The organism is Singulisphaera sp. GP187 (assembly GCF_900129635.1).
GTDB lineage: Bacteria > Planctomycetota > Planctomycetia > Isosphaerales > Isosphaeraceae > Singulisphaera.
Map to the genome: position 1 here is coordinate 1,081,297 of NZ_FSRB01000003.1, position 23,402 is coordinate 1,104,698.

A 23,402-nucleotide genomic window follows, 5' to 3' on the forward strand; every position below is an offset into this window, starting at 1 on the left:
GAGCCGCCGGCAAGGCTGCAACCCATTCAACACACATCAATTCGACGGTCATCGCCTCGATGGGATCGTCGAAGAGGGGGCACATTCCCTGACCGCACGGAGTCCGTGGGGTCATCCCCAAGTCGGGTGAGAACCCGAATTCGAAAGAATTCTGGATAAAATCGCCCCCTGGTCTGCTTTATCAAGGCAGAAGACAACCGAACGCCCAGGGGGAGCGGCTCGTGGCGCAAGAAATCGGCGGGGCATCACGGCACGATCTCACGATCCTGTTTCAAGTCGGGAGCCTCGCCGGCCTGACCGACGGGCAACTCCTGGAGCGGTTTGCGACCGGCCGGGGCGATGCGGCCGAACTGGCGTTCTCGGCCCTGGTCGAGCGGCATGGTCCGATGGTGCAGCGCGTCTGTCGCACGATCGTTCGCGACGAGCACGAGGCGATGGACGCGTTCCAGGCGACCTTCCTCGTCCTGGTCCGCAAAGGCCGCTCGCTCTGGGTCCGCGACTCGCTCGGGCCTTGGCTCCATCGCGTCGCCTGTCGAGCGGCGGGCCGAGCCAGGGCCCAGGCCGATCGCCGGTGGGCGCTCGAGCGCAAGCTCGCGGCAATGACCGTCGGCCACACCGGGGATGACGACCGGAGCAAGCTGGCGGCCGCCGTGCAAGAGGAGGTCGACGGCTTGCCCGACCGGTTCCGCGTGCCGATCATCCTCTGCGACCTGCAAGGCCAGACCTGCGAGGAGGCAGCCCGCCACCTGGGCTGCCCGATCGGGACGATCGGCAGCCGCCTGGCCCGCGGTCGCGAACGGTTGCGGGGCCGATTGATCCGCCGTGGACTCGCCCCGGCAGTCGGAACCGTGGTCACCCTATCCTCAAGCGAGTCGCGAGGGGGAGGCGTGTCCGCCACGCTGATGGAATCCACAGTCCGTCTTGGGCTGGGCGTCGCGGCGCGCCAAACGGAGGCTGGCGTCTCCTCGGCCGCTTCCGCCAAGTTGGCCGAGGAGATTTTAAAGGGTTTGCACATGACCAATCTCATATCGGTGGGGACCGCCACGGCTGCTGTCGGGATCGTCTTTGTGACGAGTTGGGTGCTTCAGCCCGACAGCGGGACTCGGGGCCAGCCCATCGAGGTCAAGGCTCCGGCCAAGGTGAAGCGGGTGCGCTCGCCGGCGGACCGGTTCCCGTTCATGAATGACAAGGACCGGTTCGTCGACATGCAGTATGCGGAATTCGGCAACATGCGTCCGGTGATCCACGATGAGGACGGATACCGGTTCCAAAGCCGGCAAGCCATCCTCTACAAGGACGGAACGGCAAAACTCTGGAGCCTCGAACAGAAGGACCCGATCGCACCGGCCTTGAGTCACGAGGGCCCAATCCGAGAGCTGACATTTTTCGCTGAGTCGAACCTCTTGATCACAACTTCAGACCGATCGATCAAGGTCTGGAACGCCCTCACGGGCGAGCTTCGAGCCGAGCTGGACGGGCAGGGATTCCAGCCGCTGTGGCTCGCCTTCGCTCCCAAGTCGAAGCGATTCGTCACGCTCGAGACCGAGCGAAAGACCGTGACGGTCTGGGACGCGGTCAGCCTCAAGGCCATCGCCACACTCCAGCTCAAAGGGACCAAGGGGCAAGGCGTCGCGACCGGCCTGTCCGATGACGGTAAATCCGTCGTGACGTTCGATTTCGGCACCGATCCATCCGTCGAACTCTGGGACGTCGCATCGGGCCAGTCCTTCGCCACCCTGCGGCCACCGTCATCGGCCGTCGCCAGCGTTTTCAGCGAAAAAGGTACAAATCTGAACAAGAACGGCCTCATCCTGTCCAATACCGACCGCGGCACTCCATTCTGGGGGATCGTCCGTGACCTGGCACCGCGGGCCGGGAAATGACCAGAAAAACACATTTACATTTATCGATTCACTAATTGCAAACACGCGAACACTTTTCGTAACAACAAGAAAACCGAGTCTGTAGCAAGGATACCGGGATCTCGTTCCCACGCTCTACGCCATCATGCATTACCCACAAGTCGTAAGTCTCTGGCGTTCGGGCGGTTGGAAGAAGGGTCGGCGGGCACCGAACGAAGCCGCAACATGAGTGATTCCAACCGTTTACGTCGATCGCCCTCGCCAGGAACCGGGCCAGAACGGGACAAGTGGGTAATGCATAGGCTCTACGTAGGAATGCCGTACGCGACGCTCCGCGTCGTCTTCCCCGGCGGGTGGGGCCACAGAGCGGCCAGAACGGCATTCCCACGCCGAGCGCCTTGCATTACAAACAAGTCCTAACACGTTTACATGTTGTGACTTACTCGCAAGGATCCTGAAAACGGCCTCGCATCGCAATTACTGATTTTCCAAGCACTTGCGTCGATGACCTCCGACCAGAGCCGGACATGCCCCCGACTTGTGGGTAATGCATAGCGCCGAGCGTGGGAACGAGTTTCTCCCGCGAATTTCGGCCTCCGGGACAGACAGCCCGGTTTACTTGCGACAGACTCAGAAAACCTCGATCGTTCTCCGAGAATGGTGGAATGATCGAGCCACGGTCAAGCATGGAAGGGGGAACGGACACGTTAGCCTCTCGATAGGCACAACGGTCGCCGCCTATGTCGACCAGAGGACCAGCCCCACCAGGAGGATCCCACCCAGGACAATGACGGTCGTCAAGACCGTCACGGTCAGGGAGTCGGGTTCATAGCGGCCCGCGTCGATCGCCTGTCGGGTTCGAAAATAGAGCCGGCCCGACCAGGCGCAGAGCAAGGACCCGAGCACCAGGAAGACGATCCCCGTGATCATAAACTCATGGCTGCCTTGAGGAACATGAGCCGGGGGACTGCCGCTGACCAAGGCCAATTGCCGCAAGAGCAAGCCCATCCGGGCGATCACGAACCCGAGGCCGATCAACCCCAGCGAGGTGCGGATCCAGGCCAAAAAGGTTCGCTCGTTGGCCAGGTGATCCCTCGTCCGGCTCGAGGCGTCGGCGGGACGGAATGGTTCAGGATCGCGCTGCGGCATCTTGGTCCTCAATGATTTCCGGGCTCATTCCCCTCAGGAGTGGCCGGAGTCGAACCGGGCAGACGCCGTACCGCCAGGGGAAAAGGTCGCTTTCGGGCCGATTTCCCAGCGCTCGCGGCGGTCTGATTTTGATTATAATAGAGGCCTAACCTGAACTTACAGGACGAGGCCGAATGAGCCGAGGTCTGCCCTCGCCGATTCGACCATTCCCCGACCGGAGCGTTGAAAGCCGTGGCCGACAACCATGCATTCGATATTGTCAGCGAGATCAACAGCGCCGAGATGCACAACGCGGTCGTGCAGGCGCAGCACGAGATCGCAGTTCGCTATGACTTCAAGGGGACGCGGGCCTCGATCGAGTACAACAAGAAGGACAACAATCTGACCCTGCTGGCCGACCACAAAGGGCAGCTTGACACCGTGATCCAGGTGCTCAAGGAGAAGATGGCCAAGCGCGGGGTGGCGGTCAATGCCTTGAAGCGCGGCAAGCTCGAGGAGGCGACCCACGACTCGGTCCGCGAGATCCTCACGCTTCATACCGGCATCGAGACCGACGACGCCAAGAAGCTCGTCAAGCAGATCAAGCAAATCGGCATCAAGGTGCAAGCCCAGATCATGGACAGCAAGGTCCGGGTCACGGGCAAAAAAATCGACGAGCTCCAATCGGTGATCGCCTACCTGAAGGAGAACGGACCGGAATATCCTCTCCAGTACATCAATTTTACGTGAGTGGCGTTCTAGGCACGGCCCGCAGCCCGTCTCGCCCAAGGAGCAAGCTTCCTATCGAGTACCCCGGCGGAACCGGCCGATGTAATGAGGGTCCCGGATGGCCGGGCGGTTGGCCGTTGCGTTGAGTTCGCCGCGGCGCAGTACAAGGAGGATCTTCGCGATGGGGTTCTTGAACGGGCGCATCACCTACGTGCGATTTCGGGTCAGCGGCTCAAGCCCCTTGCCTTTCGGGGACGAAACCCTCGAGCAAATTCAATTGCACGCCCTCGGCCGGCACGGCGGGCCCGACCCCACCGACGGCATCACGATCGGCTGGGCCGGGGGGGACCATGTGCTCGACCTGACGTTCGACCCGGTCAAGAACATCCTCAACGACGCGCTTCACCTCTCGATTCGAATCGACACCAATAAGATTCCCGGCACGCTGCTCAAGGCCTACACCAAGATCGAAACCGATGCCCGGGCCCAACTTAACCCGAGCGGCTACCCGACCAAAGCTCAGCGTCAGGAGGCCAAAGAGGCCGCCATCGCCCGCGCCGAGTCTGAGGCGTCCGACGGCCGGTTCCGCCGGATGTCGCACTATCCGGTGCTCTGGGACGCTCAGTCCAACGTGCTCTACGCCGGGATGACCAGCCTGACCGCGATCGAACGGCTGAAAACCCTGTTTCGCGAAACGTTCGACCGCACGCTCGAGCCGATCACCGCGGGGAGCCTGGCGTACTCGCAGGCCGAGGTCCACGGCCTCGAGCGCTCGGTCGAGGATTTCGGGCCGGTCGGCTTCGTGGGCGAGGGGGGGGTTACTCCACCGTCGCCTGGGCGGATTCGGACGCCTCGAGCCGCGACTTCTGGGGCAACGAGTTCCTGATCTGGCTCTGGCACACCTTGCAGATCGACGGCGACACGATCAAGCTCCGGGACGACTCGGAAGTGACCGTGATGATGGCCAAAACGCTGACCTTGGACTGTCCGCTCGGCGAGCACGGCCGCGACGCCCTGACCACCGAAGGGCCGACCAAGCTCCCCGAGGCGTTCCGGGCGATCCAGGCGGGCAAGTTGCCGCGCAAGGCCGGCCTGATCCTGGTGCGTGACGGGCTCCAATACGAGCTGACCCTGCAAGCCGAAACCCTCGCCGTGTCGGGGGCCAACCTGCCCAAGCCCGAGGGGATCTCGCGAGAGGATGCCAAGCCCGCGCGGATTGAAGGGCTGAGACATCTGGTCGAGACACTCGACCTGCTGTACGATGCCTACGGTCGGTGCCGGACCGGGCCGGAGTGGAGCGGCGAAATCGGCCGCATTCGTCTCTGGCTCAACGCGGCGTGACACCCCGCCCCATATGTGTGGTTGAGGGGGGACACGCCTTTGCAAGGAGGCGTGGAGCTCACGCTCGACCCCGTTGGGCAACTACCGACAGCATATTAGCTTCGCGGCGGCGCTCGGGTGCCTCTATGCGTGGGCGACCTTCGTGTTCGCCGGCGTCCACTGGCTCTACGGCTCCGTCGCGGCGCTTCTGGCGACCCTCAGCGGCCTCCTGCCCGACCTCGACTCCCAGACCGGGTTCGGGATGAAGGGATTCACCGGAATCCTCGGAGTCCTGGTCGCCCTGATTGTCTGGCAGAAGATGGGGAATTTCAGCCCCGAACCCGCCTTCGAGTTCCACCTCTGGGCGGTCATCGCCGCCTTCGCTTTGGTGCGCCACGGCTTGCGACGGATCGTGGGCCGCCTGACGGTCCACCGGGGGATGTGCCACAGCATTCCCACGTGCGCGGTCTGGGGGGCAGTCGCCTATCTCTACTACCCGACCGACAATCAAGTTCTCCGGATCGTTATGGCCGTGGCGGTGATGACCGGCTATTTCTCGCACCTGCTGCTCGACGAGATCTGCAGCGTCGACCTCAAGGGAGCGCGGGTCAATAAGGCGTTCGGAACCGCCATGAAGTTCTGGGCCCCCTCACCGTGGTCGACGCTCGGGATGTATGCCTTATTGAGTTATCTGACCTGGCGAATCATCCAGGGTTGGCCGGAAGGCCCGCTGATTCTCACCCCACCCATCCCTCCGAAGATCCCGATTACGCTCCCTGAGAACCTTCGGATCCTCATTCCGAACTGGGAGCTCGAGCGCTGAGACTCGCAGTCGAAGTGCGAGGGGCGACTCCGAATATTTTCTCGCGCGATTCGCGCGGCAATATTTTCGCGAAATCCGTATAATCGCTCAAGTTTACGGCTCGACGGCCTGTCTGAGCTTCGTGAGTAGGGCGTTTTCGAAACTGTAGGGAGACGAGTTCGATGCGAGCGATTGTCCGACCCGTTTGGTTCGCCACGACCGCGCTGGGGGTGCTCGCAATGCCCCTCACCACCCACGCACAGGCCCAGGCACCCGCGACGAAGGGAACGACTCCCGCGGCGAATGCGGCGGCTCCCGCTCCAGCCCCAGCCCCGGCCCCAGCCATGCGGATCTCGTCAGCAAAGCTGACCGAGGTGCTCGCGACGGTGAACGGCGAGAAGATCACCCGGGGCGACCTGCTCGACTTCCTCAGTCGTTATGAGATTCCCCCCGAGAACGAAGAGCAGATCTACAACGACGCGATCGAAACGCTGGTCAACATGAAGCTGGTCAGTCAATTCCTCACCCGCCAGAACATCAAAGTCAGCGACGATCGCGTGACCGAGGCGGTCAATCAGCTCGAGAAACAGCTCAAGGCGGACGGCAGCAGCCTGGCCCAGGCCCTGGTGGAAAGCAACAAGTCGATGAACGAGGTTCGCGAGGAGTACGCGAACCGGATCCGCTGGATCGACTACGTCAAGCTTCGGGGGACGGACGCCGAGCTGAAGAAATACGCCGAGAGTCATAAGGACCTGCTCAGCGGATCTCAGATCCGGGCGAGCCACATCCTCAAACGGGTGGAGCCCACGACCACGCCCGCCGAGAAAGAAGCGATCAAGCAGAAGCTGATCAGCCTCAAGAAGGACATCGAGGCCAAGAAGATCACGTTCGCCGAGGCCGCGAACAAGAATTCGGAAGACCCCGCGAACTCCGAGAACGGCGGCGGCGACATCGGATTCTTCGGACTCAACAGCGGCATCGTCGAGGAGTTCGGCCAGGCGGCGTTCGCCCTCAAGCCGGGCGTCATCTCCGACCCGGTCGAAACGCCGTACGGCTTCCACCTGATCCTGATCACCGACCGTCAGGAAAAGCCCAAGGTCGACTACGAGCAGAACAAGCCGTTGATCTTGAACGCCTACGCCGCCGAGCTCCAGAAGGATCTCCTGATGTCTCAACGCAAGTCGGCCAAGATCGAAATCAAGCCGATGCCGACCGACCTCTTCGTCAAGGCTCCGGCCCCCACCACCGCCCCCGTCCCCGCCGGTGCGACCAAGAACGCGGCCCCTGGTACGCCCAAACCCGCGAAGTGACCGGAACGCGAGTCCGCCGGAATTCGTTGCAAGCCAACCCAAAGAAGGGGGCCATCATGGCCCCCTTCTTTTTTTTGGGGATGCGCTCGCCCGTCCGAACCGGTGGGTGCGCTACGCCAAGTCGGAGAGGTCGAGCCGTCCTTGAGCCTTGAGGGTCGCGAACCGCCGGTAGGTCTCGGCGATGCCGTCGCGGAGCGAGGTCCGGGGGAGGGGGCCGAGCCGGGCGTCGAGTCGGGAGTCGTCCAGGTCGGGGGCGATCGGAAGCCGGAGGTCACCGTGCGTGACCAGGTCGGCGGCCTCGGGGGCCACCTCCGCCAGGGTGGTCAGGAAGGTCTCCATCGGCACGACTGCGCCTCGGACGTTGAACGCGTCGGCTCCTTCGAATGGGGCCGACAGCGCGCGAAGGAAGGTCGCCGCGACATCGCCCACGTACTGAAAGTCTTGGAGGCCGCCGTAGCTGATCTTGAACGGTTTGCCGATCACGACCGACTTGATCGCCTTGGTCGGCTCGCTCGTCATCCCGAAGTCGCGGCCCACACCGTAGACGGTCCACGGCCTGAGTCCGACGCTCGAGATCTTCTGATCGAGCCAGTAGACCCGGGCGTTGAGTTCGTTGCACACCTTGTAGGCGCCATAGTGCGTCGACGGGGCGAGCCGAACCTCATCACCGAGCGGCCCGGTCGCGTGGGGATCGGCGGGCCCGTGCACGGCAGCCGAACTCGCATAGACGACGCGTTCGACCTGTCCCTTCAGGGCCACAGCGGCCTCGAAGATCGCGAGCGTCCCGAGCACGTTGACCTTCGCCCCGAGGATCGGGTTCGCCCGACAAGTGGGGGCTTGCAGGCCCGCCAGATGGAGCAGGTGGGTCGCCCCGACTTGCTCGATCGTCTTGAGGACCGCGGGCAGGTCGGACACGTCCCCGGGTAGGAAGTGAACCCGTTCCTTCTGCTCGGGTTCGAGGAGCAGGTCGAGCCGATGCGTGTCCTCTTTGAGGTCGAAGATCCAGATTTCCTGTCCCTGATCGACCAGTTGCTTGGCCACCCAGGACCCGATGCAGCCGTAGCCGCCTGTCATCAGCACTCGCACGCGGCACCCTCCGAAATCGATGTCGGCTCACGAATTCCGGGTGGTCAGGATACCAGAACGGATCTTCGAAAACGCGAAGGTTGCCTTGGCGACAACCAGGTCGCCGCCGCAATTTCGGCACAATGCGTATCAAGGGAGTGAAAAAAGGGGGGGGGGAAGACGAACCATCAATTCGCGGCGGGAACAAGCGGGGCGGGGGGGAGCAGGTGGTGGCTCAACCAGCGATAGGCGGCGGCGTGATTGGCGCGGAAGTAGGGCAAATTGTGATGGCCATTGGGAGCACACTCGAGCGTGACCTCGACCCCCTTCTGGGCGGCCAACCAGGCGAACGACCGGGCCTGGGCGTCGAAGTTATAGTTGTCATCGCCGGGGTAGTGCAGGTAGATGTCGAGTTGCCCCGGCTGGAGGTCGGTCGTGAAGATCAGGTCGGCCGGATTCTCGCGACGGATTCTCTCATGGACATCCGGCCCGGTGCCGAAGACGGGGGTGACATACTTCTCCGCATACACCGGCCTGAGGTCGAGGTAGAACCGGCCAATGACCAGCTTCGGGTCATAGTGGTCGTTCCAGCGATAGGTCGCCGGGTCGAACGGGGCGAGGCAATCGTCGTTGCAGGTGGTGTAGCGCATGTTGGCTGGCCCCGCCATCGTCACTACCGCCCCGAAGAAGGCTCGATCCTTGATCGCCAGGTTCAGCGCCCCGAACCCGCCCGCCGAAATTCCAAAAAGGGCATGCGCCCCGCTCTCCGGCCGGATCGAGTAACAGCGCAACAGAAACGGCAGGACTTCCTGGACGAGATGATCCTGGAACCGGCCGTGGCAGCCGTTGACGTAAAACGAGTGCGCATCAAAGACCCGATCCTCACCGCCGATCACGCCATCAGGGCAGGCGACCACGACCGGCGGGAACTCCCCGCGCTGAATCATCTGGTCGAGCTGCACGATGTAGTTCGACCCAATAAAGATATGCTCGTCGATATTGGCCAGGTGGAGGTAGATAATGAGCGGATAGGCCTTATCCGGCGAATAGCCGGGCGGCAGATAGAGGTAAAGATCGCGGGGCATCCCCAGGATCGGGGAAAAGATCCGGCGATCCTGGCCATGGTTGTGGGTGTAGTCGACCACCTGGCCGGCTAACTGGCGATTGATTCCTCGGAGGGTCGCCAACGACTTGACCTGGGCCTCTACAGGCTGAGTCGTACCCATGACAACCAGGAATGCACCGAGCCAGCCGACCGCCGTCGGCCAACGGAAGCGTGCTGCTGGGCCGGCCGCATTGTGAGTCGCTTGCACGGGCAATCCCTTCCCTCTGTGCTTCGAAGCCAATCTCAAGCAATATCGGCAGGGTTCGACCCCCGACGCGAGGAATCCACCACAACGCCCGCCGACCGTGCTCCCCGGCACCCTTCGATCGCCCCGAGGAACCTAGATTCGGGAATGGTCGGCACACCCTTCGACGACGAAAAATCGGTTCGCGGAATCAGAATCGATTGACACGGTATCCGGTTGCTCACGCATCACCCTCAAGCTACGCTCTTGAGCAGACCTCCGCCGCTCGAGGCCGCTGCGTCCTAAAGGGGTGAGGATCGTAACCGTTGAACATCCAATCTCGTCGACTGGCCGCTCTGGCCTGCTCGATCACGTCTGTTGTCGTCCTTGCCCTGGTCGCGGGTTGTGAGCAAGGCAATGCCTATGTCCCGCCGCCACCGCCCGAAGTCACGGTGAGCCACCCCACCCAGAAGTCGGTGACCAACTACGTCCAATACACGGGCACGACCAAGGCGGTCGAGACGGTCGACCTCCGCGCGCGGGTCCGTGGATTCCTCAAAGAGCGGAATTTCCAGCCTGGGGGCGACGTCAAGGAAGGCGACCTCCTCCTGGTCATCGATGAGGAACCGTTCCAGGTTCAGCTCGACGTGGCCAAGGCCAAGGTGGATGAAACCAAGGCGGCGCTGCTCACAGCCGAGCAATCCAAGAGCCGCGAAGTCGCCGCGGCACAGCTTGCCCTGGACGATGCGCTCCTGATGCTCGCCCGGGTCGAGGAGACGCGTCAGCGCAACCTGTACACGCGTAACGCCGCCTCGCGCGAAGACCTCGACCGGACCCAGGCCGAACTCAAGAAGAACGCCGCCCAGGTCGAGGCCGACAAGGCCAAGCTCGACCAGTCCCGGGCCGACTACGATACCCAGATCCTCGCGGCCAGGGCCAAGCTCGAGGCGGCCAATGCCGACTTCCGCAACGCCGAGATCAACCTCAGCTATTGCCGGATCAAGGCCCCGATCCGCGGCCGAATCAGCCGGAGCCTGGTCGATGTCGGCAACCTCGTCGGCGATGGCGAGGCCACACTCCTGGCGACGATCCTCAAAGAGGACCCAATCTACGCCTACATGAGCATTAGCGAGTCCGACGTGCTCGCCTTCCGGTCCCAGGTCCGCCAGGGCCATCGGGTCGACTACAAGAAGGAAACAGTGCGGCTCGACCTTGGCCTGGCCAATGAGAAGGGGTTCCCCCATGAAGGGCGGCTCGACTACGCCGATCCCGGGGTCGACCCCGCCACCGGCACCCTGATCGCGCGGGGAATCTTCCCCAACCCCAACGACGAAATCGTCTCGGGGCTGTTCGTTCGGGTTCGGATCGCGCTCGAGGCACGTCCCAACGCCTTGCTGGTGCCGGAGCGTGCCCTGGGGGCCGACCAGGTCGGCCCGTTCCTCCTGGTGGTGGACAAGCAGAACCTCGTCGAACGCAGGGCCGTGACGCTCGGGGCCGAGATCGACGGTCAGCGCGTGATCGAGGAGAACCTCAAGCCGGACGACCTGATCGTGATCAACGGCCTCCAACGAGCCCGGCCCGGCTCGAAGGTCTCCCCCAAACGCATCGCCAACTCGACCTCGACCTCGGCCTCAAGCGTAGGCGACACGAAATCGGTCTCTCCTGCCGGCGAGGCCAAGCCGGCCGCCGCCAAGGCAGCCACTCCGCCGGCCAAGACCTCATCTCCCTGAGCCCGATCGAGCGCCCACGATGCTGTACCGCTTCTTTATCGAGCGGCCGATCTTCGCCAATGTCCTCGCTTACGCCACGATGCTGATCGGCGCGGTCTGCCTGTTCGTGCTGCCGATCGAGCAGTATCCCTCGATCACGCCGCCGACGGTGCAGGTCTCGACCAACTACCCAGGGGCCGACGCCGGGGTCCTCTCCGACACCGTCGCCTCCCCGATCGAGCAGGAGGTCAACGGCGTCGAGGGGATGATCTACATGTCATCCACCTGCGCCAGCGATGGGTCGTACAACCTGACCGTGACCTTCGAGGTCGGCACCAACCTCGACATGGCCCAGGTGCTCGTCCAGAACCGGGTGGCGATCGCCCTGCCCAAGCTTCCCGAAGAAGTCCAGCGCCAGGGGATCACCACCAAAAAGAAGTCGACCAGCATCATCATGGTCGTTGCCCTCACCTCGACCGACGACAGCTACGACAGCCTCTTCCTGAGCAACTACGCCACGTTGCGCGTCAAGGACGTGCTGAGCCGGATCCGCGGGGTCGGCGATATCAATATCTTCGGCAGCAGCAACTACGGAATGCGGATCTGGCTCGACCCCGAGAAGCTCAAGGCGCGAAACCTCACGAACCTCGACGTCCTCGACGCGATCCGCGAGCAAAACGTGCAGGTCGCCGCCGGCCAGATCGGCCAACCCCCCGCGCCCGCCGATCAGGACTTCCAATACACCGTCACGACCTTGGGCCGATTGGCCGACCCCGAGCAGTTCGGCAACATCATCCTCAAGACCGCGCCGACCGAGAAACTCGGCAGCGCCGCCCGGCTGACCCGGGTGAAGGACGTGGCCCGCGTCGAGCTCGGCGGCCAGACCTACGACCAGTGGTGCGACGTGGGGGGCAAGCCCGCCGCCGGAGTCGCCGTCTATCAGCTCCCCGGGGCCAACGCCCTCGACGTGGCCACCAAGATCCGCGCGGCGATGGACGAGCTCAAGAAGTCGTTCCCCCGCGGCCTGGAATACTCGATCCCATTCAACACCACGATCTTCGTCGAAGAATCGATTCATGAAGTGTACAAAACCCTGTTCGAGGCAGGGGTCCTGGTCCTGATCGTGATCCTCGTGTTCCTGCAGGATTGGCGGGCGACGCTCGTCCCGGCGACCACAGTCCCGGTCACGATCATCGGCGCCTTCGCCGCCATGTACGCGCTCGGCTTCAGCGTCAACATGCTCACCCTGTTCGGCCTGGTGCTCGCCATCGGCATCGTGGTCGACGACGCCATCGTGATCGTCGAAAACGCGGCGCACCACATCGACCACGACGGCCTCCCTCCCAAGGAAGCCACGATCAAGGCCATGGGCGAAGTGCTCGGACCGGTCATCGGGATCACGCTCGTCTTGATGGCCGTGTTCCTGCCGACCGCCTTCCTGGGCGGGATCACGGGGCAGCTCTACCGCCAGTTCGCCCTGACCATTGCCGCGACCGCGGTCATCAGCGCGATCAACGCGGTGACTCTCAAGCCCGCGCAGTGCGCCACCTATCTGCGCCGGTCCCCGGAACGTCGAAATGCGTTCTACCGGGGGTTCAACGCCGTGTACGACCGTTGCGAGGCCGTCTACGTCGCGATCGTCCGCGTGTTGCTCCGCCAAACGCTCCTGGTGATGCTCGCCTTTGTGGCCTTGGTCGCATTGACCGGGTGGTCGTTCACCCGACTGCCCACCGGTTTTCTCCCCACCGAGGACCAAGGCTACGCCATCGTCGGCCTCCAGCTTCCCGACGCCGCCTCGCAGGCGAGAACCCGCGCGGTGGTCAATCGGGTCGAGTCGATCCTCAAGAAGACGCCGGGAATCGCCACCTGGGTCCAGATCGGCGGCAACTCGATCCTCGACTCCACGGTCGCCTCGAACGCCGCGACCTTCTTCGTGATCTGGAAGCCCTGGGAAGAACGGAGCGGGCACGACCAGAGCCAGCCAGCGATCCTGGGCAAGCTCCGGCAACAGTTCCAGGGGATCGAGGAGGCGATCGTCTTCGCCTTCCCTCCGCCGGCCATTCAAGGGCTCGGTGTGGCTGGTGGCTTCCAGATCCAGCTCGAGGATCGCGGCGGCGTCGGCCTCGCCGAGCTCCAGATGGTCAGCGACGAGATGATCGCCGACGGCAATGCCCAGTCGGGGTTGCGCGCACTCAACACGACCTTCCGCGCGGGGGTCCCCCAACTGTTCGCCGACATCGATCGGGTCAAGGCCAAGAGCCTCGACATCCCGCTCAGCGTCATCTTCGGCACGCTCCAAGCCTCGCTCGGCTCGGCCTATGTGAACGACTTCAACAAGTTCGGCCGCACCTACCAGGTCCGGGTGCAGGCGGACGAGCGATTCCGCAAGCGTCCCGAGGACATCAAGCGGCTGGAGGTCCGAGACCAGCGCGGGGACATGATCCCGCTCGGCACGATCGCCACCGTGAAGGAAGCGCTCGGGCCGCAGATCATCACCCGCTATAACCTCTACCCCTCGGCGTCGATCACCGGCGAGGCCGCCCCCGGGTTCAGCTCCGGGGAAGCGCTCAGGCTGATGGAACAGATGGCCGAGGACAAGCTCCCCTCGTCGATGGGATATGAGTGGACCGCGATGTCGTATCAGGAGAAGCTGGTCGGCTCACAGGCGATTTATATTTTCGCCCTCGCGGTGCTCCTGGTCTATATGGTCTTGGCCGGCCAGTACGAAAGCTGGCTCCTGCCGATCGCCGTGATCCTGGTCGTCCCGCTCGCCCTGCTCGGGACCATGATCGCCGTCGCGGCAAGAGGGATGGATGTTAACATCTACACCCAGATTGGCATCGTTCTGATCATTGCCCTGGCGAGCAAGAATGCGATCTTGATCGTCGAGTTCGCGCGGGATTTACGGCTCCAAGGTCATGGGATCGTCGAGGCCGCCACGCAATCGGCGCGGCTACGGTTCCGGCCGATCTTGATGACCTCGTTCGCGTTCATCCTCGGGATCGCTCCGCTCGTGGTCGCCGAGGGGGCCGGAGCCGCGAGTCGCCAGGCGCTCGGCACGGCCGTTTTCGGCGGCATGATCGCGGCGACCGTGCTGGCCGTCTTCTTCGTCCCCGTCTTCTACGTGGTGGTCCAAAGGCTCATCGAGTGGCGGAGCGGGCCTCCCGCCTCCACTACCAGTTCGCCCCCAACGCCAAACCACGATCCGGCTCCCACACTCCCTGAGCCGCACGAGGCGTGAACCAACTTCACCGCTTCCCGCCGGCCAAATGGCGGCGACGATTCGCCTGATGATATTTGCAAAATTTAATTGTCGGCATTTTCCAACACCAATGCTTGAACGGTTGTCGGGAAAGAAGAAGAATATGACCAACCCGGAAAACTACGACGTGGTGGTGCTTGGCAGCGGCGAGGCGGGCAAGTACCTCGCCTGGACCCTCGCGTCGAAAGGGAAGCGTGTGGTCGTCATCGAACGACGCTTTATCGGCGGCTCTTGCCCCAACATCGCCTGTCTCCCGAGCAAGAACGTCATTCACAGCGCAAAGGTCGTCTCCTATTTCCGAAGGGCCGCTGAGTTCGGGATCGACGCGGGCGACTGGAAAGTCGCGATGCCCGGCGTGCGCGAGCGCAAGCGGACGATGGTCGACGGGTTGGTCGCGATGCACCTCGACAAGTTCAAGGCCAGCGGCGCAGAGCTCCTCCTGGGGGAGGGACGGTTCGTCTCGCCCAAGACGGTCGAAGTGACCCTCCCCGACGGCGGGACTCGTGTCGTGCGCGGGGACATCGTTGTGGTCAACACCGGGACGCGGGCGCGGATCGACCCGATTCCGGGCCTCAGCATGGCGCGGCCCTTGACGCACATCGAGGCCCTCGATCTGGACCAGGTCCCCGAGCACCTCCTGATCCTGGGAGGGGGATTCGTCGGCTTGGAGCTGGCCCAGGCTTTCCGCCGCCTGGGGAGTCACGTAACCATCGTTGAGCGCAACGGGCGGCTGGCCCACCGGGAGGACCGGGACGTCTCCGTAGCTCTCCAGGAACTCTTCCGCGACGAGGGGATCAAGATTGTCACGGATACGAGCGTCGACCGAGTGGCGGGGCTGTCCGGTGGGTCGGTGACGCTGCACGCGACCCGGGATGAGGCCGAGATCACGATTGAGGGAAGCCATCTCCTGGTGGCGAGTGGGCGGGTGCCGAACACGGATGGCATCGGCCTGGAGCACGCCGGGGTCGAGACCGATGCCCGCGGTTTCGTGAAGGTCGACGAGCGGCTCCAGACGACGGCGGCGGAGGTGTGGGCGGTGGGCGACTGCGCCGGCAGTCCGCAGTTCACCCACATCGGCTTCGACGACTTCCGCGTCGTGCGCGATCAGCTCGCGGGCGGCCACCGCGTGACGACCGGCCGACCGGTTCCGTCCTGTTTGTTCACGGACCCGGAACTAGCCCGGATCGGCCTCAGCGAAACCGAGGCGCAAAATCGCGGCATCGCCTACCGCCTCGCCAAGCTTCCCATGGCGGCGGTGCTCCGGACGCGCACCCTCTCCGAGACTCGTGGATTCATGAAAGCACTGATCGAGGCGGAAGGCGACCGGATCCTTGGCTTCACCATGTTCGGCGCCGAGGCCGGGGAAATGATGGCCATCGTCCAGCTCGCCATGAGCGCAGGCCTTCCCTATACCGTCCTGCGGGATTCGATCCTGACCCACCCCACGATGGCGGAAGGACTCGGCTCACTCTTCGCAGGCGTGCCCGCCGAACCAACAGCAAACGTCGGAACACATTAGGATCCTGACTGCTGGCCCGATGAGCACTTGTTGCCGGCTTTCCCCTGGGCAACGGAACGGCATGACGCGACCGCATTCTCCAGGCGAGCGATTTTCCCAGCTCCACTGCAATGCGGCGTCAAAAAAAAGACAGAAGGCCGACGCTCCCCGCTCGCCTGCTGAGAAGGCGAGCGAATTCCCCGGGCGAGCGAGGAGCGACGACGACGACTTAGCTTCCCACCTTCTGGGTCACCTTCGACTGGGCGTACTTCTCGAGCTTGCGGGCATCGGCGTAGAACTTACGAATGCCATCGCTCAGCTTCTCGACGGCCATCGCGTCTTCGTTGTGCATCCAGCGGAAGGTCTTCTCGTCGAGGTGGATCTTGGCGTCCTTGCTCTCCTGGGCCGACTCGGGCGAGAGTCGACGGGTCAGCTCGCCTTCGGTCTCGCCAAGTTTCGCGAGCAGGTCGGTGCTGATGGTCAAGAGGTCGCAGCCGGCCAGGAGGGTGATCTGCTCGACCTTGCGGAAGCTCGCACCCATCACCTGGGTCTGATAGCCGTACTTCTTGTAGTACTGATAGATCCGGGTCACGGACTCGACCCCCGGATCCTCGTTGGGAGCAATGTCGGCGACCCCTTGGTCTTTCTTGTACCAGTCGTAGATCCGACCGACGAACGGCGAGATCAAGGTCACGCCGGCCTCAGCGCAGGCGACCGCCTGAGCGAAGCTGAAGAGCAGGGTCAGGTTGCAGTGGATTCCCTCGCGTTCGAGCTTCTCGGCCGCGCGAATCCCTTCCCAGGTGCTGGCCACCTTGATCAAGACCCGCTTGCGATCCACGCCGGCCTGCTCGTAGAGCGCGATCAGCCGATGGGCCTTGGCGATCGTCCGCTCGGTATCGAAGCTCAGTCCCGCATCCACTTCGGTCGAGACCCGGCCGGGAATGATTTTGAGGATCTCACGGCCGAACCCCACAAACAGGTGGTCCATGAAGGCTTCGGTCTGCGCGGCGTGATCGCCCCCTTCCTCGGCGGCGTCCTGAAGCGCCTGCTCGACCAGGTGGGCGTACTCCGCCTGCTTCGCGGCGTTGAACAGCAACGAGGGGTTGGTCGTCGCGTCCTGGGGCTTGAACTTGGCGATCGAGTTGATGTCCCCAGTATCGGCGACAACGGTGGTGTACTTCTTGAGTGATTCCAAGAGCGACATGACGGTTTCCTTCGGGAGTGATGACCTCGTCGAACCTCCATTCTACTAGATGCCGCCGGGAAGCGGCCAGCCGCGTTGGCAAGGTGAGCGAGGAAACGTTTGTCCATGCACCCGAACGCCTGCACTCGACGAAAAAAAGCGGACCGGCGGACGGGGCATGGGTTCCACCGGCCCGCCCGCGGTCCGCTTGATGGCAATCAGGAACATCGCATCGAAACCGGCGGATTCAGATCGTGTAGGGTGCGCGATGCGGCCGGGAGACCATGGCCGCCGCCTCGTCATCGCCGACGATCCGTTCGGCGGCCGGATCCCACTGGATCTTGCGACCGAGGCGAATCGCGATGTTCCCGAGGTGACAGATCGTCGCGCTCCGGTGTCCGATCTCGACGTCGCAGACCGGCTTCTTGCGGCTCTTCACGCTGTCGAGGAAATTCTGATAGTGGTTCGTGCTCTCGTAGAGATGAACGTCGCTCGCGGAAAGAGGGGTCTCGAGGATCGTGGACGGAGTGCTCTTCTTCTTGCCGCGATCGACGTAGAGCGTCCCTTCGGAGCCGGTGAACGTGGTCCCGCCGGGAATATCTTTCTGGGCCTGGCCGATGATCAAGGTCACACCGTTGGCATAGGTGTGGGTGACCCGGCAACTGTTGGGGACCTCGAACTTGTGCTCGGGATCGTAGGTGGCGGTCGCCTCGGTCGCGATCGGGCCGGTATCGTCGGTCCCCAGGCCCCACTGGGCGATGTCGATGTTGTGGGCGCCGAAGTTGGTCATCTGGCCGCCCGAGTAGTCCCAGAAGAAGCGGAACAGATAGTGAACATGCTTCGAGTTATAGGGACGGAGCGGGGCGGGGCCAAGCCAGCGGTCGTAGTTGAGGTGCGGGGGCGGGGTCGAGTCGGCAACGGCCTTGCCGTCGAAGTTCACCTCGGGGATCCCGACCAGGACCTTTTGAACCTTGCCGATCCGGCCCGACCGGACCAGTTCGCAGACCTCGCGGAACCCGGGCGATGAGCGCTGTTGCGACCCGGTCTGGACGATCCGGTTGTTGGTCCGCGCGGCCTCGACCATCTTCCGGCCTTCGCTGATCGTCAGCGAAAGCGGCTTCTCGCAATAGACGTCCTTGCCGGCCTGGCAGGCATGGATTTCCATGAGCGCGTGCCAGTGGTCGGGGGTCGAAATGACGACGGCGTCGATGTCTTTCCGATCGAGAAGCTTGCGATAGTCGTCATAGCCGTCACACTTGTTTTTATGGGCTTTCTCGACCTTCTCGACCGCCTCCCCCAGGAACCGGGTGTCAACGTCGCAGATCGCGGCGGGGGTGGTGAGCTTCAAGAAGGCGTTGAGGTTGGCCGTTCCCTGGTTGCGGACCCCGATGTGCCCCGTGATGACCCGCTCGTTCGCCCCGAAGACGCTGCGCGGGAGGATCGTCGGAATCGCCAAGGTGGCCGTGGCGGCCGTGAGGAACTGCCGGCGACTGGAATGTGCACGAATTGACATAAACACCTTTCGGGGCAACAGTTCGAGAGTCATGGGATCAGAGGGCGGGGCCGACGACCGACCATCCTCGGCCCCACAATATGACCGGATGGACCGGGCCCCACCCGACAAGAGCGGCAAACGTCTCTTTGATGTCTCGGGATTTCGCTAGTGTTTCCCACGGGCGCACCCGTTGCAAGAGGGGAGACGCCCGTTCCTCGGACGCGAGGATCAGTAGGTCCGGCCGAGCGACTTGACGATGGCGCGACGGACTTCCAGCGGGTCGAACGCGCCGACCTTGCGGTACACGATCTTGCCCCCGGGCTCGATCAACAAGGTATACGGGATCGGGCCGGGCCATTCCTTGTCGAGCGACTCGGCAAAGTGGTCACGATCCTTGGTCTCGAGCAAATAGTTGGTGGCCGCGACGTGGTGTTTCCGGAGGACGTCCCCCGCGTCTTCCTTCTTCTCGGGCTCGTCGATACTGATGGTCACGAGCCGGAAGTTACGGTTGCGGTACATCCGGTTGATCGTGACCAGCTCGGGCAACTCAGCCACACAAGGGCCGCACCAGGTCGCCCAGAGATTGACGAGCAGCAGATTCTTCCCGTCGTTTTTGACGAGCTTCGCCACCGCCGCATCGTCGATCGCGTCGAGCGTCACCGGCTCTGCGTCCCACTTCGCCAGCGACTCCACCGCGCTGGCCCGCTTGTCGGACCACTTGGTCGAGCAGCCGGCGACCCGCGTCTTCTCAACCGGCACCGGCGTGCCCGCGAGCAAGGCGTCGACCGCGTTGCGGGCATCGTGCGACTTCACGGTCTTGACTTCGGAGTCGTCGAACCGGCCCACATAGCGCAGCGTTCGCTTGGCGTCGAAGATGTAGACATGGGGGGTCGCGAGCACCCCGTAGGCCTTGGCCGTGGCTTGGGTCTCGCCGTCATAGAGGTACGGATACGGATAGCCGGCCTCCTTGGCACGCAGCTTCATATCCTCGAACGAGTCTCCCAGGTCGGTGTAGCCGAGCTCGTCGAGCCGGACCGCCTTGTCGTCGTTGGGCGAGATCGCGACCAGGGCGACCCCTTTGTCGCGGTAGTCGGTGGTGAGCTTCGCCAGCCGACCTTCATAGGCTTGCGCGGTCGGGCAATGGTTGCAGGTGAAAACCACGACCAGCACCTTGGCCTCGGCAAAATCCTTCAAGCTGTACGTTTTGCCGTCCACCCCCGGCAACCGGAAGTCAGGGGCTTCGGCGCCGATCGCCAAGGTTTTCAATCCAGGGGGATCCGCCACCGCCAGACCCACGGTGCCACCGAGCAACAAGACCGTCATCAACCCATACGTGCTGGCTCGAATCATCGTCTCGCACTCCCTCTTGTGAGTGTGTGTCTTGGATCAGGATCTGGCTCAAGCCGGTATTGTGTCACCCCACCGATGGGCTGCCAAGGGCCGAGTCCGGTTCCTCAAATCCCCGACGAAAGGAGCGATCTCAAGGGGATGCCTGACCGCGTGCGTGGTCTGATCAAAATGACAGTCGGCGTCGCCAATGATCAGGATCGGAGCCTCGACACCCCTGAGAACCGGACGCTCCCCAACCGAGGCTGGAACGCTCAGGGCTGGCATTTCGGGACCGAATTCGCCATAATTGCTTCACTCTTGAGCCGGAGGATTGCACCAGGACATCCTCTAGGAATCGACTCCGGCGAATTCGCGTGGTCGTCCTGCCGCTCTTGTTCACGGTTCCAACCAGCCCAGTCGACCTCTCCTTGATCCACGGTGCCCCGATGCCGCGACTTCCCTTGCGGACGATGCTCCTGGTGGCCGGTCTCACCGGCGCTTCGGCCACGCTCAGCCTGGCGGAAGAGTCTCCACCCACGGCGGAGCAGGCCCGGTTTTTCGAGACCCGGGTACGTCCCGCACTGGTCGAGCACTGCGCCAAATGCCACGGTGCCACCAAACAAAAAGCGGGCCTTCGACTCGACAATCGGGCCGCGACGCTCGCCGGGGGCGACTCCGGGCCGGCCATCGTGCCGGGGAACCCCGAGGAGAGCCTGCTCCTCACCGCGATCAGCCACGAAGACGCTGACCTCAAGATGCCCCCGTCGAAGAAGCTCGACGCCCGGCTCATCGCCGACCTCACCCTCTGGGTCAAGATGGGCGCTCCCTGGCCCGGAAGCGAGGACAGCCCCGCCGCCGCCAGCGCCGGGCCCGCGCCCCGCAAAGGGGCATTTACGATCAGCGATCAGGATCGGGCCCACTGGGCCTTCCAGCCGGTCCGCCGACCACCGGTGCCGAAGGTCAAAAATGACGCCTGGCTGACCAACCCGATCGATGGCTTCATCCTCGCCGGGCTCGAGGCCAAAGGGCTGACACCCAACCCGGCCGCAACCAAGCAAGAGCTGATCCGCCGCGCCTCCTACGACTTGACCGGCCTTCCCCCCACCCCGAAGGAAGTCGAGACGTTCCTGGCGGACCAATCGCCCACCGCCTATGAAGACCTGATCGATCGACTGCTCGACTCCCCCCGCTATGGCGAGAAGTGGGGCCGGCACTGGCTCGACCTGGTCCGCTTCGCCGAAACCAACAGCTACGAACGCGATAACCCCAAACCCAACGCCTGGCGCTACCGCGATTACGTCGTTCGCGCCTTCAATCGCGACCTCCCCTACACTCGCTTCATCCGCGAACAGCTCGCCGGCGACGAACTCCCCAACGCCGATGCCGACGCCCTGATCGCCACCGGCTTCTACCGACTCGGGATCTGGGACGACGAGCCGACCGACCGCGAAGCCGCCTTCTACGACGGCCTCGACGATCTCGTGGCGACGACCAGCCAGGTCTTCCTCGGCCTCACGGTCGACTGCGCCCGCTGCCACGACCACAAGCTCGACCCAATCCCCCAGAAGGACTACTATCGCCTCGTCTCGTTCTTCCGCAACATCAATCATTTCCGCAACGGCGGGCCCACCGACGAACGGCCGATCTTCGCCAACGATGAGGAACGGAATTCGTACGCCCGCCTGCTCAAGGAGCGGAAGCAGCAAGCCAACGTCGTCCAGACCGAAATCAGCGCCTTCGAAACCGAGATCCGCGTCCGGCTCGAGCAAGAGCAGGGGGGGGGAACCGGCTTCCAGCAGGCGGACATGGACGATCTCCACTATCGCTTCTATCGCGACACCTGGGATCTCCTGCCCGACTTCAACGTCATCAAGCCGGAAGAAGTCGGCACCCTGCGCCGTCCTTTCTTCGACCTCTCGCCCCGGACCCGCAACGAGGCGTTCGGCTTCGTCTTCGAAGGCGTTCTGGTCGTCCCCGAGGACGGGCTCTACACGTTCCACCTCGACTCCGACGACGGTTCCCGCCTGAGTATCGCGGGCCGATCGGTCGTGGAATACGACGGGATCCACGGCACAGGGGACGAGCGGACCGCGTCGGTCACCCTCCCCAAGGGACGCGTGCCTATCCGCCTGGACTATTTCCAGAAGACGAACGGCCTCGGCCTGAGCGTCGCCTGGTCGGGTCCGGGCTTCAAGCGGCGGCTCCTCTCGACGGCAAGCGATGCGGAAAAGGCTCCTGACCTCGCCGAACTCATCAAGAGTGAGGCGAAGCGGATCCTCGGCCCGGCGCGGGCGGAACGCTACAAGCAAGCCAAACACGCCTTGAAGGAACTCGAGAAAACGGTGGACCCGGCCTCAATGGCCCTCTGCGTCACCGAGGCCGGGGCCGAGGCTCCCGACACGTTCGTGCTCCTGCGTGGGAATGCCCACGTCAAGGGTGACAAGGTCGAACCCGCCTTCCTCGAGGTTCTCGGCGGTTCCAAACCAGCACTCTCCACGCCCTCCCCGGACGCGAAAACGTCGGGCCGCCGACTCGCCTTGGCCGACTGGATCGCGGCCGCCGAGAACCCGCTCTCCCCTCGGGTCATGGCCAATCGGATCTGGCAGCACCACTTCGGCCGGGGGATCGTTCGCTCCTCGAACAACCTCGGGCTCCAAGGGGACAAGCCGACCCACCCCGAACTGCTCGACTGGCTGGCGGCCGAGTTCATCGCCCAGGGCTGGCGGCTCAAGCCGCTGCATCGCGCAATCATGACCTCGAGCACTTACCGGATGTCCTCCAAGCCGAACGAAGAGGCGTTGGCGAAAGATCCGATCAACGACTCGTTCTGGCGGTTCGAGATGCGGAGGCTGTCGGCCGAGGAGATCCGCGACTCGATCCTCGCCGTGACCGGTGCACTGAACCTCAAGATGTACGGGCCGGGGGTCTACCCCGAGATCCCGCCCGAGGTGATGGCCGGCCAGTCCCAGCCGGGCAAGGGCTGGGGCAAGTCGACCCCCGAGGAGCAGGCCCGGCGGAGCGTCTACGTCCATGTGAAGCGGTCGCTGATCACGCCGATCCTCGAGATCTTCGACGTCCCCGAGACCGATCGGCCCTCGCCGGTCCGGTTCAGCACGACCCAGCCGACCCAAGCGTTGGCGATGCTCAACGGCGGATTCTTGAATGAGCAGGCGGGTGTCCTGGCCGCGCGGCTGCGACGAGAGGCCGGCGAAAACCCGGCGAAACAGGCCGAGCTGGCCCTCAAGTTGATCACGGGCCGACGTCCCGCGGAGGCGGACGTGAACCGCGGACTCGAGTTGATCGAGACGCTTCGGTCGCGATACCACTCCGACGCCAACGAGGCGCTGCGGTCGTTCTGCCTTGTGGTCTTGAACCTCAACGAATTCATCTACCTCGATTGAACCCGAACGAGGAAGTTGCC

General features: G+C 63.6%; 16 protein-coding genes. 10 read left to right on the forward strand and 6 right to left on the reverse strand.

Annotation, left to right across the window (positions count from 1 at the left end; all coding sequences use genetic code 11):
* Positions 1–221 precede the first annotated feature (221 nt).
* A complete protein-coding gene (locus BUS42_RS40350; RefSeq protein WP_074317357.1) occupies positions 222–1,883 on the forward strand; it encodes a sigma-70 family RNA polymerase sigma factor in 1,662 nt (553 codons plus the stop codon).
* Positions 1,884–2,600: 717 nt separating this feature from the next.
* Here the strand turns inward: BUS42_RS40350 and BUS42_RS40355 are convergent.
* Positions 2,601–3,011 carry a YidH family protein gene (locus BUS42_RS40355; protein WP_074317359.1) on the reverse strand — a complete coding sequence of 137 codons (411 nt, stop codon included), beginning with the start codon at positions 3,009–3,011 and terminating at the stop codon, positions 2,601–2,603.
* 231 nt (positions 3,012–3,242) lie between these two features.
* On the opposite strand from BUS42_RS40355, the gene BUS42_RS40360 reads away from it, so the two are divergent.
* From BUS42_RS40360 to BUS42_RS40375, 5 genes are all read left to right on the forward strand, one after another.
* Positions 3,243–3,740 carry a YajQ family cyclic di-GMP-binding protein gene (locus BUS42_RS40360; RefSeq protein WP_074317601.1) on the forward strand — a complete coding sequence of 166 codons (498 nt, stop codon included), beginning with the start codon at positions 3,243–3,245 and terminating at the stop codon, positions 3,738–3,740.
* Positions 3,741–3,900: 160 nt separating this feature from the next.
* Positions 3,901–4,605 (forward strand): hypothetical protein, encoded by a 705-nt coding sequence (locus BUS42_RS45850; RefSeq protein ID WP_254054108.1) that lies wholly within the window; start codon positions 3,901–3,903, stop codon positions 4,603–4,605.
* 17 nt (positions 4,606–4,622) lie between these two features.
* Positions 4,623–5,060, forward strand: coding sequence for a hypothetical protein (locus BUS42_RS45855; RefSeq protein WP_254054109.1), 438 nt, complete (start codon positions 4,623–4,625; stop codon positions 5,058–5,060).
* Positions 5,061–5,133: 73 nt separating this feature from the next.
* Complete coding sequence (locus BUS42_RS40370) at positions 5,134–5,862, forward strand: metal-dependent hydrolase (protein WP_074317362.1); 729 nt, start codon at positions 5,134–5,136, stop codon at positions 5,860–5,862.
* 161 nt (positions 5,863–6,023) lie between these two features.
* Complete coding sequence (locus tag BUS42_RS40375) at positions 6,024–7,151, forward strand: peptidylprolyl isomerase (RefSeq protein WP_074317363.1); 1,128 nt, start codon at positions 6,024–6,026, stop codon at positions 7,149–7,151.
* A 111-nt stretch (positions 7,152–7,262) separates the two neighbouring features.
* Here the strand turns inward: BUS42_RS40375 and BUS42_RS40380 are convergent, their stop codons facing one another.
* Positions 7,263–8,237, reverse strand: a complete 975-nt coding sequence (locus tag BUS42_RS40380) for an NAD-dependent epimerase/dehydratase family protein (RefSeq protein ID WP_254054110.1) — start codon at positions 8,235–8,237, stop codon at positions 7,263–7,265.
* Between the two features lie 167 nt (positions 8,238–8,404).
* A complete protein-coding gene (locus BUS42_RS40385) occupies positions 8,405–9,529 on the reverse strand; it encodes an alpha/beta hydrolase (RefSeq protein WP_074317367.1) in 1,125 nt (374 codons plus the stop codon).
* A gap of 302 nt (positions 9,530–9,831) precedes the next feature.
* Between BUS42_RS40385 and BUS42_RS40390 the strand changes: the two genes are divergently transcribed.
* The 3 genes from BUS42_RS40390 (at position 9,832) to BUS42_RS40400 (ending at position 15,995) form a co-directional block, all read left to right on the forward strand.
* Positions 9,832–11,235, forward strand: coding sequence for an efflux RND transporter periplasmic adaptor subunit (locus BUS42_RS40390; RefSeq protein ID WP_074317369.1), 1,404 nt, complete (start codon positions 9,832–9,834; stop codon positions 11,233–11,235).
* A 19-nt stretch (positions 11,236–11,254) separates the two neighbouring features.
* Positions 11,255–14,455, forward strand: a complete 3,201-nt coding sequence (locus BUS42_RS40395; RefSeq protein WP_074317371.1) for an efflux RND transporter permease subunit — start codon at positions 11,255–11,257, stop codon at positions 14,453–14,455.
* A gap of 124 nt (positions 14,456–14,579) precedes the next feature.
* On the forward strand, positions 14,580–15,995 hold the full coding sequence (locus tag BUS42_RS40400; RefSeq protein WP_074317373.1) for a dihydrolipoyl dehydrogenase family protein: 1,416 nt from the start codon (positions 14,580–14,582) through the stop codon (positions 15,993–15,995).
* A gap of 208 nt (positions 15,996–16,203) precedes the next feature.
* Here BUS42_RS40400 and tal read toward each other — a convergent pair whose 3' ends face one another.
* The 3 genes from tal to BUS42_RS40415 form a co-directional block, all read right to left on the reverse strand.
* A complete protein-coding gene (gene tal / locus BUS42_RS40405; RefSeq protein ID WP_074317375.1) occupies positions 16,204–17,178 on the reverse strand; it encodes a transaldolase in 975 nt (324 codons plus the stop codon).
* 226 nt (positions 17,179–17,404) lie between these two features.
* Positions 17,405–18,670: a Gfo/Idh/MocA family protein gene (locus tag BUS42_RS40410; protein ID WP_074317603.1), complete on the reverse strand. Its 1,266-nt coding sequence runs from the start codon at positions 18,668–18,670 to the stop codon at positions 17,405–17,407.
* A gap of 210 nt (positions 18,671–18,880) precedes the next feature.
* Complete coding sequence (locus BUS42_RS40415) at positions 18,881–20,002, reverse strand: redoxin family protein (RefSeq protein WP_074317376.1); 1,122 nt, start codon at positions 20,000–20,002, stop codon at positions 18,881–18,883.
* Between the two features lie 353 nt (positions 20,003–20,355).
* Between BUS42_RS40415 and BUS42_RS40420 the strand changes: the two genes are divergently transcribed.
* Positions 20,356–23,382 carry a DUF1553 domain-containing protein gene (locus BUS42_RS40420; protein ID WP_254054111.1) on the forward strand — a complete coding sequence of 1,009 codons (3,027 nt, stop codon included), beginning with the start codon at positions 20,356–20,358 and terminating at the stop codon, positions 23,380–23,382.
* The last annotated feature ends 20 nt before the right edge of the window (positions 23,383–23,402 follow it).

Excerpts from the sequence above, each read along its gene's own strand:
- BUS42_RS40355 (WP_074317359.1), bottom strand. The coding sequence starts at position 3,011 with ATGCCGCAGCGCGATCCTGAACCATTCCGTCCCGCCGACGCCTCGAGC.
- BUS42_RS45850 (WP_254054108.1), top strand. The coding sequence starts at position 3,901 with ATGGGGTTCTTGAACGGGCGCATCACCTACGTGCGATTTCGGGTCAGC.
- BUS42_RS40375 (WP_074317363.1), top strand. The coding sequence starts at position 6,024 with ATGCGAGCGATTGTCCGACCCGTTTGGTTCGCCACGACCGCGCTGGGG.
- BUS42_RS40395 (WP_074317371.1), top strand. The coding sequence starts at position 11,255 with ATGCTGTACCGCTTCTTTATCGAGCGGCCGATCTTCGCCAATGTCCTC.
- BUS42_RS40400 (WP_074317373.1), top strand. The coding sequence starts at position 14,580 with ATGACCAACCCGGAAAACTACGACGTGGTGGTGCTTGGCAGCGGCGAG.
- tal (WP_074317375.1), bottom strand. The coding sequence starts at position 17,178 with ATGTCGCTCTTGGAATCACTCAAGAAGTACACCACCGTTGTCGCCGAT.
- BUS42_RS40410 (WP_074317603.1), bottom strand. The coding sequence starts at position 18,670 with ATGTCAATTCGTGCACATTCCAGTCGCCGGCAGTTCCTCACGGCCGCC.
- BUS42_RS40415 (WP_074317376.1), bottom strand. The coding sequence starts at position 20,002 with ATGATTCGAGCCAGCACGTATGGGTTGATGACGGTCTTGTTGCTCGGT.